Source organism: Dietzia sp. 179-F 9C3 NHS (genome assembly GCF_045369825.1).
Lineage (GTDB): Bacteria > Actinomycetota > Actinomycetes > Mycobacteriales > Mycobacteriaceae > Dietzia.
Genome location: NZ_JBIQES010000013.1, coordinates 1 through 16649, shown reverse-complemented (window position 1 = coordinate 16649; position 16649 = coordinate 1). Strand labels below are relative to the sequence as shown.

12 protein-coding genes and 3 pseudogenes are annotated in these 16649 nt (G+C 67.2%); 6 read left to right on the top strand and 9 right to left on the bottom strand.

What is annotated here, in order from left to right; all coding sequences use genetic code 11:
* Window positions 1-50 precede the first annotated feature (50 nt).
* The 4 genes from ACH0BZ_RS13845 to ACH0BZ_RS13830 all read left to right on the top strand — a co-directional run bounded on the left by ACH0BZ_RS13845 (window position 51) and on the right by ACH0BZ_RS13830 (window position 6781).
* Entirely contained in the window at window positions 51-746 is a 696-nt protein-coding gene (locus tag ACH0BZ_RS13845; protein ID WP_406899148.1) for a DNA methyltransferase, read from the top strand.
* Window positions 747-779: 33 nt separating this feature from the next.
* The gene (locus ACH0BZ_RS13840) at window positions 780-2372 is read left to right on the top strand and encodes an ABC transporter transmembrane domain-containing protein (RefSeq protein ID WP_406899147.1); all 1593 of its coding nucleotides are present in this window, start codon (window positions 780-782) and stop codon (window positions 2370-2372) included.
* Window positions 2373-2437: 65 nt separating this feature from the next.
* Window positions 2438-4195, top strand: a complete 1758-nt coding sequence (locus ACH0BZ_RS13835; RefSeq protein WP_406899222.1) for an ABC transporter ATP-binding protein — start codon at window positions 2438-2440, stop codon at window positions 4193-4195.
* Between the two features lie 351 nt (window positions 4196-4546).
* A complete protein-coding gene (locus ACH0BZ_RS13830) occupies window positions 4547-6781 on the top strand; it encodes an NADP-dependent isocitrate dehydrogenase (RefSeq protein WP_406899146.1) in 2235 nt (744 codons plus the stop codon).
* Window positions 6782-6846: 65 nt separating this feature from the next.
* Here ACH0BZ_RS13830 and ACH0BZ_RS13825 read toward each other — a convergent pair whose 3' ends face one another.
* Complete coding sequence (locus ACH0BZ_RS13825; protein WP_406899144.1) at window positions 6847-7218, bottom strand: carboxymuconolactone decarboxylase family protein; 372 nt, start codon at window positions 7216-7218, stop codon at window positions 6847-6849.
* A 189-nt stretch (window positions 7219-7407) separates the two neighbouring features.
* Here ACH0BZ_RS13825 and ACH0BZ_RS13820 point away from each other — a divergent pair, with 189 nt between their 5' ends.
* Window positions 7408-7665 (top strand): hypothetical protein, encoded by a 258-nt coding sequence (locus tag ACH0BZ_RS13820; RefSeq protein ID WP_406899143.1) that lies wholly within the window; start codon window positions 7408-7410, stop codon window positions 7663-7665.
* A gap of 58 nt (window positions 7666-7723) precedes the next feature.
* Window positions 7724-7936: pseudogene (locus tag ACH0BZ_RS13815) on the top strand (aminoacyl-tRNA hydrolase); the annotation flags it as partial.
* A 15-nt stretch (window positions 7937-7951) separates the two neighbouring features.
* Here ACH0BZ_RS13815 and ACH0BZ_RS13810 read toward each other — a convergent pair.
* The 8 genes and pseudogenes from ACH0BZ_RS13810 to ACH0BZ_RS13775 all read right to left on the bottom strand — a co-directional run.
* Window positions 7952-8349 (bottom strand): annotated as a pseudogene (locus ACH0BZ_RS13810) (YtoQ family protein).
* A 314-nt stretch (window positions 8350-8663) separates the two neighbouring features.
* Window positions 8664-8978, bottom strand: a pseudogene (locus ACH0BZ_RS13805) (transposase); the annotation flags it as partial.
* A 61-nt stretch (window positions 8979-9039) separates the two neighbouring features.
* Window positions 9040-10205, bottom strand: a protein-coding gene (locus tag ACH0BZ_RS13800; RefSeq protein WP_406899142.1) for an IS3 family transposase whose coding sequence is annotated in 2 segments (ribosomal slippage) — window positions 9040-9930 and window positions 9933-10205 — 1164 coding nt in all. Because the reading frame shifts where the segments join, the coding sequence is not laid out codon by codon here.
* 111 nt (window positions 10206-10316) lie between these two features.
* Entirely contained in the window at window positions 10317-11228 is a 912-nt protein-coding gene (locus tag ACH0BZ_RS13795) for an HIT family protein (RefSeq protein ID WP_406899141.1), read from the bottom strand.
* The gene (locus tag ACH0BZ_RS13790) at window positions 11209-11697 is read right to left on the bottom strand and encodes a TIR domain-containing protein (protein ID WP_406899139.1); all 489 of its coding nucleotides are present in this window, start codon (window positions 11695-11697) and stop codon (window positions 11209-11211) included. Before ACH0BZ_RS13790 ends, ACH0BZ_RS13795 begins: the two co-directional genes overlap by 20 nt.
* A 66-nt stretch (window positions 11698-11763) precedes the next feature.
* Entirely contained in the window at window positions 11764-14352 is a 2589-nt protein-coding gene (locus ACH0BZ_RS13785) for a DEAD/DEAH box helicase (protein WP_406899138.1), read from the bottom strand.
* Complete coding sequence (locus tag ACH0BZ_RS13780) at window positions 14353-16023, bottom strand: site-specific DNA-methyltransferase (RefSeq protein WP_406899220.1); 1671 nt, start codon at window positions 16021-16023, stop codon at window positions 14353-14355.
* 488 nt (window positions 16024-16511) lie between these two features.
* On the bottom strand, window positions 16512-16649 hold a 138-nt coding region (locus ACH0BZ_RS13775; RefSeq protein ID WP_406899219.1), incomplete at its 5' end, for an integrase core domain-containing protein.

Sequence of the window (16649 nt, the reverse complement as noted above, 5' to 3'; positions counted from 1 at the left end):
CGGGGGGTGGATACGCTGCCGGGACGAACCACCTCGAGAACGCGGGACGGATGACCACTCCACTGGACGCGCGCCTGCGCGCGGCGCACGCGACGTTCCTCGCCGACCGCCCCCCGGGCGCGGACGAGGACGTGCACATGCTCGCGCCGGTGGTGGACCACGTCATCGAACGCTGCACGCGACCCGGCGACCTCGTGGTGGACCCCTTCGCCGGGTTCGGCACCACCCTTGCCCGCGCGGTCGCGCTGGAGCGACGCGCCCTCGGGGTGGAGCTGCTCCCCGACCGCGTCGTCTACCTCCGACGTCGGGTTCCGGCCGCACAGGTTGTCGAGGGCGACGCGCGGGACCTGCTCCGGGTGCTCGACGGCGCCTCGCCCGGGGCGACCCGGGACGGCGCCGGCCTCGTGCTCACCTCCCCGCCGTACATGACCGCCACCCACCACGATGCCGACCCGCTCACCGGCTACGAGGCCGGCGGCGGCGACTACGCCCGCTACCTACGCGAGCTCGGCCGGGTGGCGGCGCAGTGCGCGCGGGTCGTGGCGCCGGGCGGCCACGTGGTGTGGAACGTGGCCGACATCCACCACCGCGGGGTGACGACCCGGCTGATCGAGGACTGCGCGCGCGTCCTCGCCGCCCACCTCACGCCGGTCGGGGTCACGGAGATCGTCTGGGATCGGCTCCCCCACGACCTCGTGGCCGACGCCCTCCTCGTCTTCCGCCGGGGTCCGCGGCCGCGGGTTTAGGTCAGCCTAACTTCCCCAGTACGATCGGTGAGCGTGTCCGAGAATGCCATGAGCGCTGCGCCCCAGAGCGTCGTCGACCACGCCGCGCTCCCCGGCCCGGGCGGGCGCCGGTCGCGGATCCCCGCGGTCGACGCGCGGTGGTGGACTCTCAAGGTGGCGCTCTCCCAACGCCCGTGGAGCTTCGTGGCCTCCGCGGCCATGGCCGTGGTCTTTGTGAGCAACGGGGTCACGCCCGTCGTGGTGGGCCGGGCGGTCGACGATGCCGTGGCCACCTCGTCGCTCGACCGGCTGTGGTTCTGGATCGGCCTACTCGGCTGCGTGTTCGTGGTGGCGATCGCCGCCAACTGGACGGCGCGGTTCATGCTCATTCGCTCTCAACAGCTGGTGAGCCACGACCTGCGCACGCTGGTCACCGACCGGATAGGCGACCCCCGGGGCTTCGCCGGCCGGGACCGGACCGCGGGCGGTCTGCTGTCCGTGGCCTCGGCCGACACGAACCGGGTGGGCGAGGTCGTGATGATGACGGTCATGCCCGTCGCCGAGGCGGCGGCCATCACCTACGGCGCGGTGATGATGTACACGATCAACCCGTGGCTGAGCCTGGGCACCCTCCTCGGCGGGCCGCTGCTGGTGGTGGTCGCGCTGCGGGTCGCCCGGCCGCTGCAGCGGCGCTCGGTGGCCCGCCAGCGGGCCGTCGCGGAGGCCGCCGCGACCGCGACCGACGTCGTGCAGGGGCTGCGCATCCTCAAGGGACTCGGCGCCGTCGTCACCGTGCGCGGCCGCTACGACGCGGTCTCCGACGAGGCCTACCGCCGGACGGTGGACGCCACCGCGGCCGAGGCGCGCCTCAACGCCGCGACCGAGGCCGCCGGAGCGCTGTTCGTGGTGGTTCTCGGCCTCGGTGCCGGCGCCCTGGCGGTCAACGGGCGGGTGACGATCGGACAGCTCATCACGGCCGTCGGGCTCTCCCAGTTCCTCGTAATGCCCATGACCATGTTCGGCCGCAACCTCGCCTCCCGCTGGGCCTCCGCCGAGGCCTCCGGCACCCGCATCCGCGAGGTGCTCGCCGCGGACTTCGAGCGCACCGCGGACGACGACGCCGAGCGCGCCGACCGCGTCCTCGGAGCGCTGCCCGCGGGCCTGACCGTGATCGGCGGCACCGACCCGGAGATCGTCGGTCGCCTGGAGTCACTGCCGCGGACCCGCGTGATCGTGGCCCCGCACGCCGCCGACCTCTTCGACGGCACCGTGGCCGACAACGTCCACCCCGACCGCGCCACCGCCGAGCGCGCCCTGGAGGCCGCATGTTGCGGGGACATCCCGGGCGGCCCGGACACGCGCGTAGGAGAGAACGGGCGCATGCTCTCCGGCGGCCAACGCCAGCGCGTGGCCCTGGCCCGGGCGCTCGCCGCCGACCCGGAGGTCCTCGTTCTTCAGGACCCCACCACCGCCGTCGACTCCGTGACTGAGCAGCGGCTCTCCGAGAACGTGGCCCACCACCGCGGCGGCGCTCCCACGCTCGTGCTGACCGAGGCCCCCGCGTGGCGTTCCATGGCGGCGACGCTCCTCCACGTGGACGACCTGTCGGCACTCCTCGCGGCCCCCGAGGCGGAGGTGGGCCGGTGACCTCGTCGTCGTCCCCCGCCCCGGCCACCGCTCCGGTCCCCGCCCCCGACAAGCCGGACACCGCACTGCGGTTCCCGCTGGCCACTCCCGGCCAGGTCCGGCGCGAGGTGGCCCGGCAGCTGGCCCGGGTCCCCCGTGCGCGGGGGCTCCTCATGCTGGCCTTTGTGCTGCTGAGCCTCGGCGCGTACGCGAGCGTGCTGGTCCCGCAGCTCATGGGCCGGATCGTGGACCTGGTGACCGGCGAGACCACCACCCCGTTCTGGCAGCTCACGGCTGCGCTGGTCGGCGCCGCGCTCGCCGGGGCCGCCCTGAGCGCGGCCGGCTTCTACCTGGTGGCGCGGATCGCCGAGCGGGTGATCGCGAACCTACGACAGGACATGGTCGGCACCGCCCTGGGCCTGCCCACGCACCGGGTCGAGGACGCCGGCAGCGGCGACCTGGTGAGCCGCTCCACCGACGACGTCGCCGAGCTGTCCTCGGCCGTCACCGAGACCGTGCCGATCCTGTCGAGTTCGGTGTTCACGCTCGCCGCCACCGTCGTGGCGCTGTCGACCGTGGACTGGCGGTTCCTTCTCATCCCGCTGGTCGTGGCCCCCGTCTACTACCTCGCCGCGCGGAACTACCTCGGCAAGGCGCCCGAGCGGTACGCCGCGGAACGCGCCGCGATGGCCGAGCGCGCGCGCCGGGTCCTCGAGGCGATCCGCGGCCGCGCCACCGTCCGCGCGTTCTCCATGGAGGAACGCGTCCGGACGGACATCGGGAACGCCTCGTGGGACGTGGTGGTCAAGGCCGTGCGGGCACGCACCACGATGCTCGTGCTCAACGTCTGGATGCTCGTCGCCGAGTTCGCGATGCTCACGCTCGCACTGCTCGTGGGCTACCACCTCGTGAGCGGCGGCACGGTCTCGGTGGGCGCGGTGACCGGGGCGGTGCTCATGATCATCCGCCTGCGCGGCCCCCTCAACATGCTCATGCGGATCCTCGACGTGGTGCAGTCCGGGTACGCCTCGCTGGCGCGCGTCGTGGGCGTGGTCGTGGACCCCCCGGTCCCCGTCCCCGACAGCGGAGTCGCCGCCCCGCGGGGCCGCGCCGAGCTGCGCGGGGTGAGCTTCGGCTACGGCGGCTCGTGGGCGATCCGCGACGTCGACCTGGCGATCGCGCCGGGCGAGACCGTCGCGCTCGTCGGGGCGTCCGGGGCCGGCAAGACCACCGTCGCCGCGCTGCTGGCCGGCCTCCACGTCCCCGACCGCGGCGAGGTGCTGGTCGACGGCCACCCCGTCTCCGAGCTCTCCGACCGCGAGCGCATCGCGCGCCTGGCCACCGTGAGCCAGGAGGTCCACGTGTTCTCCGGGACGCTGCGCCAGGACCTCGCGCTGGCCCGGCCCGACGCCACCGACGCCGACCTGCTCGAGGCCCTGGACCGGGTGCACGCGCACCCGTGGTTCGACCGGCTCCCCGCCGGCCTGGACACCGTGGTCGGGGCACAGGGCGTGCACCTCGAGCCCGTGGCCGCCCAACAGCTCGCGCTGGCCCGGATCCTCCTGCTCGACCCGGCGATCGTCATCTTGGACGAGGCCACCGCCGAGGCCGGGTCGGCCGGTGCCGGCGCGCTCGAGGCCGCGGCCGACGAGGTGATCCGCGATCGGTCCGCGCTCGTCGTGGCCCACCGCCTGGACCAGGCCGCGCGCGCCGACCGCGTGGTGGTGATGGACACCGGCCGTGTGGTCGAGCAGGGCACCCACGACGAGCTCGTGGCCCGCGGCGGCAGCTACGCCCGGCTGTGGGGGGCGTGGAGCGCGGGGCGGACCTCGCCGGGCGGCTGAGCGCCCCCCACTCCGGCGCGAGCTCGAGCAGCCGCCCGCTCTCGCCGTCCTCGAGCATCCCCCGCAACGTCGGTGTGGATCGCGCGCCCTTCGTGCTCCGCGCAGGGCGAATCGTACTCACGCCGTGCGGGTATCTCGCCCGACCGGGGCACCCGCGGCCGCAATGCGGTACACGTGGACGCCGGATAGACCAGACTGCAGTAAGCGCCCGGGACGGCCACGAACTGAGCCGCCCGGCGGCCGAGACAACTGCAGATGCGCAGTGGTGGTGGTCACTACGTCCCGACACAGGGGATGATGGTGGCGACCGTTCCACAAGAACACGATCCGATCGAAGAAGAGTCGACACCTATGACCCAGACCAAGCAGAAGATCATCTACACCCTCACCGACGAGGCGCCCCGCCTTGCGACGGAGGCCTTCCTGCCCGTCGTGAGCGCGTTCGCCGAAGCCGCCGACATCGAGGTCACGACCAGCGACATCTCGGTCGCCGCCCGCATCCTCGCGGCCTTCCCCGACCGGCTCACCGACGAGCAGAAGGTGGAAGACAACCTCGCCGTGCTCGGCAGGTTGACCGAGGAGCCCGACACCAACATCATCAAGCTGCCCAACATCAGCGCCTCGGTGCCGCAGCTGAACCGCGCGATCGAGGAGCTCCGCTCGCAGGGGTACGACCTCCCCTACTACCCCCAGGACCCCAAGTCCGACGAGGAGATCGAGATCGCCGAGCGCTACGCCGGCGTTCTCGGCAGCGCCGTCAATCCGGTGCTGCGCCAGGGCAACTCCGACCGCCGCGCCCCGAAGGCGGTCAAGGAGTACGCCAAGGCGAACCCGCACTCGATGGGCAAGTGGTCGATGGCCTCGCAGACCCACGTCGCGCACATGACGCACGGTGATTTCTACGCGGGCGAGAAGTCGATCATCCTCGACCACGCCTGCGACGCCCGCATGGAGGTGGTGACCCCGGACGGCGAGACGCACGTGCTCAAGACCGTGCCGCTCGAGAAGGGCGAGGTCGTCGACTCGATGTTCATGAGCAAGAAGGCCCTCATGGACTTCTACGAGGAGCAGCTCAACGACGCCAAGGAGACCGGCGTCATGTTCTCGCTGCACGTCAAGGCCACCATGATGAAGGTGTCCCACCCGATCGTGTTCGGCCACGCCGTCCGCGTGTTCTACAAGGACGCCTTCGCCAAGCACGGCGAGCTCTTCGACGAGCTGGGCATCAACGTCAACAACGGCATGGTCGACCTCTACGACAAGATCGACTCCCTCCCGTCGGCCAAGAAAGAGGAGATCATCGAGGACCTCCACCGCTGCCACGAGCAGCGGCCCGAGCTCGCGATGGTCGACTCGGCCCGGGGCATCACCAACTTCCACTCCCCCTCGGACGTGATCGTCGACGCCTCGATGCCGGCGATGATCCGCATCGGCGGGAAGATGTACGGTGCCGACGGCCGCAAGAAGGACACCAAGGCCGTCATCCCCGAGTCCACGTTCGCGCGGATCTACCAGGAGATCATCAACTTCTGTAAGACCAACGGCGCGTTCGACCCCACCACCATGGGCACCGTCCCGAACGTCGGCCTCATGGCGCAGAAGGCCGAGGAGTACGGCAGCCACGACAAGACCTTCGAGGTCCAGTACGACGGCGTCGCCAACATCGTCGACGACGCCACCGGCGAGGTCCTGCTCTCCCAGGACGTCGAGGCCGGCGACATCTGGCGCATGTGCACCGTCAAGGAGCGCCCTATCCGGGATTGGGTGAAGCTCGCCGTGGACCGCGCCCGCGCTTCCGGGATGCCGGCGGTCTTCTGGCTCGACCCGTACCGGCCGCACGAGAACAACCTCATCACGCTGGTGGAGAAGTACCTCGCCGATCACGACACCGAGGGCCTGGACCTCCAGATCATGTCCCAGGTACGCGCGATGCGGTACACCCTCGAGCGCGCCATGCGCGGCCTCGACACCATCTCCGTGACCGGCAACATCCTGCGCGACTACCTCACCGACCTGTTCCCGATCCTGGAGCTGGGCACGAGCGCCAAGATGCTCTCCATCGTGCCGCTCATGGCCGGCGGAGGACTTTACGAGACCGGTGCCGGCGGGTCTGCCCCGAAGCACGTCCAGCAGCTGGTCGAGGAGAACCACCTGCGCTGGGACTCGCTCGGCGAGTTCCTCGCCCTCGGCGCGAGCCTGGACGACCTGGGGCGCAAGAACGACAACCCCAAGGCCACGATCCTGGCCGAGACGCTCGACCGGGCGACCGGCAAGCTGCTCGAGAACCGGAAGTCGCCGTCGCGCGTCACCGGGGAGCTGGACAACCGCGGCAGCCAGTTCTGGCTCACCCGGTACTGGGCCGAGGAGCTGGCCGAGCAGACCGAGGACGCCGAGCTGGCGAACCACTTCGCCCCGCTCGCCAAGACACTCGTCGATCAGAGCGATGCCATTCTCGAGGAGATGACGGTCGTACAGGGCAACGCCGTCGAGCTGGACGGGTACTACCGGCCCAGCGCTGACAAGCTCCGCGAGGCGATGCGCCCGAGCGAGACCTTCAACAAGGCCCTCGACAGCATCCGCGCCTGACGCGACAGGCTCACATCACCCGCACCCCCGGCCGGGCGGCCGGGGGTGCGGGTGATGTCGGTGGCTCAGCCCTCGAAGGCGGCCTTCATGCAGCGCATCGCCGCCAGCGTCTTGGGCACCCCGATGTACGGCATGAGGTGCACAAAGCACTCCGCGACCTGCTCCCTGGTCATTCCCGCCACGTCCACGGCCGTCCGGATGTGGCCGGTCAGCTGCGGTTCGGTGCCGCCCATCGCCGCCAGCGCCGCCATGTTGAGCATCTGGCGGTCGCGGAGCTCCAGCCCACCCCGCTGGTAGGTGCCGCCGAAGACCGCCCCGACGACCCAGTCGGACGCACCGGGCGCGTACTCGTCCAGCTGCTGCTTCCAGGCCGCGGCACCCTCGGGAGTCTGGGTTTCCTCGACGAATCGGTTGCCCTTGTCCATGCTCAGTTCCACGGAGATCCTCCTACCGCCACGTCTCATCACGCCGCAATTCACCACACGGCCACTGACTCAGCATAGGCTCCCCACCAGTCCGCCCGATCGGACGAGAAGAGCAGTGACGACGTCGACGGAACTACGGTCGGTCGCGGCCGAGTTCGCGCTCACCTGGCCCTCGATTGCCTGAGGCTGTGCGACGACGGCATGCTGGACCAGTCCACGCACGACGCGCAGCCGCATGTCCCACTGCTCCACTTCAGCACCGCCGTCGAACTGCTCAACGCTGAGGAGGTCGGCCGCCGGCTGCGGACACACGAGCCCTACCTGGAACCGGGCCAGATCACGGTGCTCCGCGGCGTTTTCGGCCGGCCGCTGGTCCACCGGGACGCCGAGCATCTCATTGACGCGGTGCTCGAGTACCCGGAGCGGCACGAGCCGCTCCCCCTGTGGGAGCGGCGGTGACGATACTGTGCCACGGGACCTCGTCGCGGGAGAGCCCCATGACTCGGCCGTCATGAGGGGCGAGGGGGTGAACACGACCAACAGCTAGGTGCAGCTGTCTGTCGACCTCGCCACCGTATCGACGATGTCCGTCTCCACGCGACGGTTGCAGATGCGTTACCGCGCGGAGGCCCGGGAACGCCTTGCCGCGTTGCTGCGGGAAACGCTCGCCCCACCGCCGCTTCCTCGCAGGGGAACGAAGCCGACCCAGGGTTCCGTCCGTCGACGGCTGCCGAAGGACGAAGAACTACGCCTCGAGCACGTAGCGCACGATCTCCACCACCTGGTCGGTGGTCGTGCACCAGGCGCGCGCCTCGGCGTCGACCTCCTTGAGGGGTGGACGATGTCGGCGTCATGGAGGGTCACATAAGGCTTGCCCAGGGCGGCGCAGTAGCCGACGTCGAAGGCGGCGTTCCACTGCTTGTACTGGTCGCCGAGCCGCACCACCACCATGTCGGCCTGCGCGATCAGCGTGCGGGTGCGGATCGAGTTGACCTTGGAGGACTGGTGGTCGCGCCAGAACTGGCCGGGCGTCTCCCCCAGGTGGTCTCCCGCGGCGTCGCTCGCGGGGTGATCGGTCACCGGCGCGGTGAACACCACGTCGAGCCGGCGGCCTCGGCACCCCGCTCGATCTCCTCGCGCCAGTCGGTGTGGATCTCACCGGAGAGGTACACATGGAAACTCATCGCTCGTTGCTCCTGTCCCGGCCACAGCCACGATCTGCCAGCCCCAGGCGCACCCTACCCGGACCGAGGTGCGCGAGTGTCGGGCGAGCCGCGCGAATGGCGCTGGACGTCAAACCGGAACTCCACCACGTTCCGTAACCGAATAACCTTTGGATCCGCTCTGTCAATCAGTGGCAACGTGCCCACGTAGTGCCTCGGCAAGAGGCGGCAGATGAGTCTCGACTACATCGCGGACCACCTGGGCGTGAGGAACGAACTGGTGACAGTTTCGGTTTAGGCCGCGAGGGTGAGCGGCTCGGTTAGTTTGGCTTCGACCTCGATGGGCGTCAATCCGCCGAGAGTGTCTAGGGATCGCTGGCGGTGGTACTTCCGCTCGATCCAGACCACGATGGCCAGGCGCAGCTCCTGCTTGGTCGCCCACCGCTGCTGGTTGAGCACGTTCGTTTGAAGAAGCGACCAGAAGCTCTCCATGGCGGCGTTATCTCCGGCCGCGCCGACTCGGCCCATCGATCCGACCATGTCGTGACGGCGCAGCTCGCGGGCCATCGCCCTGCTGCGGAACTGGCTACCGCGGTCAACATGCAGGATGCATCCGGCAACGTCACCCCGTCGCGCGAGGGTCTGGTGCACGGATTGGTGACACGGTTAGTCACGCGGCCTGAGCGGCCTCGTGGGTCATGATTGTCTCGTATTCGATGGGGGTCAATCTGCCGAGGCGGTCTTGCCGTCTGCGGCGGTGGTAGGTGCGTTCGATCCAGTGCACGGTGGCCGCGCGGAGCTCGTCTCTGGTGGCCCAGGATCGTCGGTCGAGGACGCCTGTCTGCAGAAGCGAGAAGAAGCTCTCCATGGCGGCGTTGTCCCCGCAGGCACCGACCCTGCCCATGGATCCGATCAGCCCGTGACGGGTGATCGCGATCTGCATCTTCTTCGAGCGAAATTGCGACCCTCTATCGCTGTGTAGGACGCATCCGGTCACGTCGCCTCGTCTCTCGACGGCGCTGTTCAGGGCGGCCACGGCCAAGCGGGACTTCATCCTCGAGTCGATCGAATACCCGACTATTCGCCCCGAGTAGACGTCTTTGATCGCGCACAGGTAGAGCTTGCCCTCGGCTGTCCAGTGCTCGGTGATGTCTGTCAGCCACAACTCGTTCGGGCCCTGGGCGGTGAAGTCCCGCTCGACGAGATCGTCGTGAACCGGCGGGCCAGCTTTGCGGTGCCGGCCGCGGCCCTTCTTGCTGATGGTGCTGTTCCAGCCGCCGACTGAGCAGATCCGCCACGCGGTCCGCCGGCACATCTTCTCGCCCGCGGCCCCGGCTTCGTCGGCGAGGTAGCGGTAGCCGAACTCCGGGTCCTCGCGGTGGGCATCGAACAGAGCGTTGGCCCGGTACGCCTCGGCGAGCTCGGCGTCGGTGACCGGGTTCTGGAGCCACCGGTAGTAAGGCTGGCGAGCGATCCCAAGTACCCGGCACGCCACCGCGACGGGGATTCCGTCAGCGGCGAGCTCGCTCACGAGCGGGTACCACCTTTTCCCGGCAAGTTCGCCTGGGACAGGTACGCAGCAGCGCGGCGCAGGACCTCGTTCTCCTGCTCCAACAGCCGAACGCGGCGTTTGGCCTCGCGCAGTTCCTGGGATTCCGCGGAGGTCGTACCAGGCTTGATCCCGGCCTCCACGTCGGCCTTGCGAATCCACTTCTGCAATGTCATGGGGTGGATACCGAAGTCGGCGGCGATCTGCTCGAGAGTCACACCCTCTTCGCGGGCCTGGGCGACGCGGACAACGTCGTCACGGAACTCCTGAGGATAGGGCTTGGGCACAACAACATCCTTCCAGGCCCGCCCCGCAGGACAAGCCAGATCAGATGTCACCTACTCATGCACCATCCCCCATGTTCCACGGGGCAGCTGAACGATTCACGAGGCGCACGATTAGACCGCCACAACGATCACGACACCCACACCGATGACCGCGAGCGCCGAGTAGAACGGCAGGATGGACCAGGACTTCCAGATGCCCCATTCAGGGAGATAATCTCGAACGAACTCGCGCCACTTGGTCTCTGCCGACCTCCCGTCCTCAGGAGGATCATCGGCATCGGAGGGGTCGAGGGTGAAGTCCGGGACCATCCGGTGCGACCGCGCGACGGTGTTGTATAGCTTCCGGAATCTCTTCTCACTCCGGAGGTAGTTCGCGTCCAGATACGCGAACAACACGACCGAGACAAGCCCGAGCGCTGCGAGCGGCCATGAATCTTGCGTCAGGGCGAATCCGAACGTAGCGGTCGCAATCGGCAACAGCCAGCTCTTTGCCGACGCGGATGCGGCGGACTGTCGAGTGACGACAGCCTGAATGTAATCCAAGTGCTTGCGCCGGTCATCGGGACTGAGAGCAGGCGCCTCGACAGCCAGGTTCGCGACAGCACCGCGCACCCGCTGAAGCACCTTGTCCTTCGCCGCCTCAGTGAAGTCGGTCTCGTCGGGCCAGATCGACCCCATGGCGTCGTTCTCCCAGCGCGGGACCAGGTGGATGTGCAGGTGCGGTACGGACTGGGTGGCGGCTTCTCCGTTGGACTGGATGACGTTCAAGCCGTCGGGGACGAGAGCATCGCGAATCGCCGACGAGATGCGAAGCGAGGTACGCGAGAGTCGTGCCGCTTCGTCAGGTTTCAAGCTCCAGATGTCGGGAACGTGTCGTCGCGGCACGAGCAGGACATGACCGAGGACCGCGGGGTCAGTCGGGAAAAAGGCGACCACGTGATCGTCCCGGTAGACCTCACGGGCGGCGGGATCATCCTGCTGGACGATCTCGCAAAACGGACACTCAGGACGGCCTGTAGGCACGGTGATTCACCCAGCCCTCCAGGTTGTTCTCGATGTCCCGGTAGACCGCCTTGCTGTCTCCGCCGACCGGGTCGATAAGCTCCACATAGTTGGCCATCGTCCCGCCGCCTGTCATGGAGATACTCGCGAAAGGGTCGGCGCCTCGGGATGCTGTGAAGCCGTCCTTATCGCGGAGACCGTGAATTCGCACGCCGAGCAACGGACGCTTGTCGTTCCACGCCTTGATGATCTCGTGCCTGACCCATCGGCTCTTCGAAGTTGTCGCGCCGACGAGCACGATCACAGCCTTGGTGTAGTTCATCTGCTCGTGAATCCACTTTTCGATGGCGGCGTCGGTCTTGTACCGCACGGCTTCCCAGTCCTGCGGAGAGAACGCGGACCCGCCGGAGACCGCGCCCATGTTCATCACCTGCTGGACGCGCCAATTGTCGGGGTCGTACTGAAAACTGAAGAACACGGACTGGGTCATTGCTCTGCTCCTTCGGGCGCTGTCTTCTCGCCGTCGGCTCGTCTCGCGGCGCGCATCGCCATCGTGTTAGTAGTCACTGGCCAGCTCCGATTCGTAGAGCACCCTGGCGCTCTTGGCTGCGCGGATCGACTCGCGGACACGCGGCTTCGTGATGTCCAGGACCCGGAGCACGCCGCCGGTCTCAGCCACCGACTCGATGCGACGGAAGTCGTCTGCGAAGCGCTCGGCGAAGTCGCCAAGACCACGGAGCTTCGGCAATGCGTCTGAGAGGTGGTGGCCGTGCGGATCCACGATGTCCACCGCGACGCTGCCGTCATGGTTGGTGCCGAAGAACAGGAAGTCCGGACGCAGCCCCTTCCAGTCGCGCACCTCGTCCTTGTAGGCCACGGCAAGGGATTCCTTCGTGGCGCGGTCGGGGTTGCGGTACCAGCCCTGGAAGCCGGGCTGTGCTGCTTCGGAGTCGAGGACCTTGCGCTCCCACTCATTCAGCGTGATCGGGACCGTGCCATCTTCCGCAGCGAGCAGGTGCATCTCGCGGGTGGGCAGGTCTTCCTCGGTGCCGTCGGGATGACGCACCTTGGTATCGGTCTGACCGTTCTTCGGGACGGTGAGTGTGATCGGCTCGGGCGCCGTCGACATCGACTCCAGCCCGTCGTACTCGGCCTGGCGTTCGTCGCTCAGTCCTTTGCGTGCGACGCGGGTCTGCGTGAGCCACTCGCGGGACAGTCCATCGGCCTCATGTTCGACCGCCTGGGCGATTTCGTGCACTCGGCTGAGTGAGGCGACGGTGATGTGCGCTTCGAGGAGATCGTCCTCGTCTCCGTCCGGCCCGACGAGATGATCGACATAGGACGAGCACAGCGCCGGGCTCAGGATCCGGGTGGCTGTGCGATAGTAGTCCTCGATGGCGCGGGGGTCGGCGCTGACGGAGAACGCACGGTAGGAGAATCCGCCGCCGACTCTTCCGCGGACCTCTTCACCCTCCATGGTGAGCACGTCCTCACGCGCCTTCTCGAGTTTCTCCTTGTATTGGACGGCGCGACCGTCGAGCACGGCGTGGAGGTGCTTGTGCGCCTTCTCCACAGCCTCGTCCACGAGGTGGTCCTTCGAAAGCGCCGTCGCCAGGGCGGTGAGCCGACGGATGGGTTTGACGTTCTTCTTCGGGATCGTCACCGACGGGATTGCCGCGAAGCGCTCCCACACTGCCTGGGCGATCGCTGGGTTCGGGTACAGCGGGATTGGGTCGAACAGCACTCGGCGCCCGAGGCCTCCGCCGCCGTCCTCGCCTTCGTCGGCGTCCTTGCTCGTCGCGCCCTTCATCAGCAGTTCCGCGACTCCGGTGGCGGTCTTGCGATCGAAGAGCGGCAGCAGGCAGTCCACCGAGTTGAGCAGTTCGTTACCGGGGATGCGCCGGGCGAGCGGTGTGCGCATCATCCGTCCGAGCAGCTGTGTGATGTGCGTGCGGTCCTTGGCGGGACGGAATGAGACGAGCACCTCGGCGCGCGGGCAGTCCCAGCCCGTGGAGATCGCGCTCTTGGCCAGCAGCACCCGCACGTGCGTGGCGTCCTGGACTCGCTGCGGCTCGATGTACGGCACAATCTGCTGGCCGACGGTCAGGTCCATGTGCTCGCCGAAGACGTTCGCCACAGCGTCATAGGGCAGATCCGGCCAGGCCTCGTAGATCGTGTCCAGCGTCCGGGTAAGGGTCTCCTGCGAGGGCTTGTCCCCAACCTGGACCACCAGCAGTGGACGAACGGCTTCAGACTCGCCCTGCTCGCACGCATAGTCCTGCCACGCGCTCTCGGAGGCCTTGATCTTCTCGACGGACTTGGTCAGGAGCACGGTCTCGAACGCGCCGTCCTCGGCGGGAATCGACAGTGCGATGTCGTCCTTCAACAGACCGGAGGCCTGCACGAGCGCGGAGTCCACCTGCACCGACGGCAGCGCGTCCCGGCCCTTGGCATCTTTCATTGCCGCCTCGAAGCGCTCGACCGTGGCCGAGATGCCGAACACCACCGGCATGGGAGGCACCGGGCTCTGGCCATTGATGAGCCGCTGCACGATGGTGGACCGCTCACTCGCCCGGGTCCCCATGCCTCGGTGTGCTTCGTCCAGCACGAGGTAGAGGGTCAGGTCCTCGTTGGCGATGGTGTTAGTGATCGTGTCGTAGATCGAGGACTGTGCGTTGTCAGGGCGGCTCAAAGGTTCGAACAAACCTGCTTCGGACGACTCGGTTCGACCTGTAGCGCCGCGGACCAGTTTCGAGTTCTTGCTCAACTTCTGTGTGTTGAGGAAGTAGACCATTCGCGGGCGGAAGTGGATATCGGCAAAGTCAGCAGACACAGGTTGAAGCCGGTAATCCAGTTCGCTCGCAGCCGCCTGGATGCGGGCACGCGATTGCTCGTTCAGCGCTGGATCATCTGAAAACCACAGGACTACAGCACCCGGGTCGGGCTCGAAATCAAACTCGTCGTTCCCGAAAAACAGAGCCTCGATCACTGCTGCAGCCATGACGGTCTTGCCCGCGCCCGTAGTCGCCGTGAGCGAGAACTGCGAGAGCGCACCGTAGCGGCGGTAGGAGTCGCGGGCACGGTCCAGGTTCCGCAGAACGTCGCGGACTGCCTCTGTCTGGTAGTCCTTCAGCGTGTAACGCATCTAAAGGCTCCGTCCCGTGTTGATCTCGAAGTTCTGGAGGTACGACTCGTACAGGCGAACCGAGACGACACCGCTCGGCAGTTCCCGGCACACCATCTGGAACGCGCTGTCGTCGTCCGTAACGACGAACGCGATCTCGACGCCCTCACTAGCACTCATTGCCGCGACGAACTCGTTCGCCTGGTCGAGGTTCTCCAGGACACCGTAGGAGTTGGCTACGTCCCAGCCGTCTTCGCCCAGGTCGTAGATGATGCGACCACGGGACCCGGCGCGCAGCCACAGCATGGGCGCGACGCGCTCGAACGCCCGGTTGTGACGCACCGACAACGGTGCCTCATAGGTGAGCGTGAAGAATGCCGCGTTCTCCTGCAAGCCCTCCGACATCGGGAACTCATCGGTGAACTTGTAGTCGCCCTTGATCGGCTGTCCCTGTGGCGTCTGGCCCGTGATCGCAGCGGTGAGACGTGGTTTGGTGATGTAGTCACAGATGCCCAGCGCTTCCCATTCAGAATCGCCAGGGCGCAGACCCCGTCGACGAAGCCTTGTTTGCTCCTCTGCGGAGACCTCGTTGTTCGTCACCGAGATGCACTGACGGCGACCATCATCCTGCCGGTTCAACCGCATCACCGCTTGCGCCGTCGTGCCGGACCCGGAGAAGAAGTCCAAGACGACCGCCTCGGGCTTGTCCTTCACGAAGAAGCGCAGGGTGTCTTCGACGGCATACAGCGACTTGGGGAACGGAAAGGTCCGCCCTGGGAGGATACTCGCGAGCACCTTACTGCCGTGCTCAGTAGCGGAATGGCTTACCTGTCGCCAAATCGTCTTTGGAATCTGGTTTGACCCGCTCACCGGATCGAGGACGAGAGCGCCATTCTCATCCTTTCCGGAGACCGTCATCCGCCCCTCCTGGATCGCTTTCACCTGTCCAGACGACAGATACTCGATCACTACTCGTTCTCCGTCGCGCGCAAGACGAGAGCGAAGGTACCCCGCATTTTTCAAGGCACGAGCAGACTCAGGCTTCTGCTGCCATCTCGCCTCCGACCCGTCAGGCTTGATCGGCCAAACCGTCTGAAGTCCTTCCCTGTCTGGGATCATGGAACGCTCAGCGTCAGCCGGTATGGGGCTCCCAAACTCCTCGATCTGTCCAGAACCAGGGTCAACGTAGATCGGATAAAACAATCCAGGCCTATCACGACGACGCCAATTTGAGCCCTCGCGCTTTAAGTTGACGTACCTGACAGGCTTCGGCGCAGTAGCACCATCCGTCATCATGTCCGTCATCCAACGACCAGGTGATGCGTCCCCAAGCATCACGAAGAACAGCCACTCGTCGACGCGCGAAAAGTCTCGCGCTTTGGGAACACCCTTCGGATTGATGACCGACGACACCATCTGCACCCTGGCCTCGGGGAACGTCTGCTCTAGGAGCAGTGCCAGCCGATGTCCCTCGCGTTCGTCGATCGTGACAATGAGCACTGAGTCATCGGGGTTGAGCAGCTCACGGGCGATCTTCAGGCGCCGCTCCATGAACGCCAGCCACTTCGAGTGCCGGTAGTCGTCGTCACCCTCGACGTAGTTGTTGTTGTACTTCCAGTCCTTGGCACCCGTGTTGTACGGCGGGTCGACGTAGATGGCGTCGATGGAGTGCCGGTGGGTGTAGGTCAGCATCTCCAGCGCGTGGTAGTTCTCCGCGTTGATGACCGAGTGGAACGGCTTGTCTCCGCCCCGCTCGACGCGGCCCGTCTCCACGAGTCCGGGGTAGATTCGATCCCGGAACTCTGCGACGACCACCACGTCGTCGGCGGGCATGATCTGAGTCTCGGGCTCCTCGACGTCCAACTCCGCGAGATGGGCCAGGCGTTGCCCGTCAGCTCGTTCGATCCGCGTGACGCGCCACAGACGCTGGTCGTCAGTCTTCGTCTCCCCACGAGGTGGAAGCGCGCGCACTTTGTCGCCGCGTCGCACCTGCCTTCCGGGCAACTCGACGGCCTCGGGCTGATGCGGCTCGAAGACGAGCCCGAAGGTGCGACGCTTAGTGAGCGCGGCGATCTCTGCTTCCAGATCAGCGCCGAGTTGCGGATCAGCCTTGCGCGCCTGCCGCAGCAGCTCCGTCAGTCTCGACAATGGTGTGCCCTCCTCGCCCGCACCGATGCGAACTAGCTGTACTGCCCAGCCAGGTTGTTTGAGATCCGGCTGATGGGTGGGAGCTTCCCGATCGCGGTGTGGGGCCTGTGGTGATTGTAGTAGTGCAGCCAGGCCGGCAGGGCTGCGCGGCGGGCTGATTCGCTGTTGTA

Excerpts from the sequence above, each read along its gene's own strand:
- ACH0BZ_RS13790 (WP_406899139.1), bottom strand. The coding sequence starts at position 11,697 with ATGACCCAGTCCGTGTTCTTCAGTTTTCAGTACGACCCCGACAATTGG.
- ACH0BZ_RS13845 (WP_406899148.1), top strand. The coding sequence starts at position 51 with ATGACCACTCCACTGGACGCGCGCCTGCGCGCGGCGCACGCGACGTTC.
- ACH0BZ_RS13830 (WP_406899146.1), top strand. The coding sequence starts at position 4,547 with ATGACCCAGACCAAGCAGAAGATCATCTACACCCTCACCGACGAGGCG.
- ACH0BZ_RS13780 (WP_406899220.1), bottom strand. The coding sequence starts at position 16,023 with ATGCTGACCTACACCCACCGGCACTCCATCGACGCCATCTACGTCGAC.
- ACH0BZ_RS13820 (WP_406899143.1), top strand. The coding sequence starts at position 7,408 with ATGCTGGACCAGTCCACGCACGACGCGCAGCCGCATGTCCCACTGCTC.
- ACH0BZ_RS13785 (WP_406899138.1), bottom strand. The coding sequence starts at position 14,352 with ATGCGTTACACGCTGAAGGACTACCAGACAGAGGCAGTCCGCGACGTT.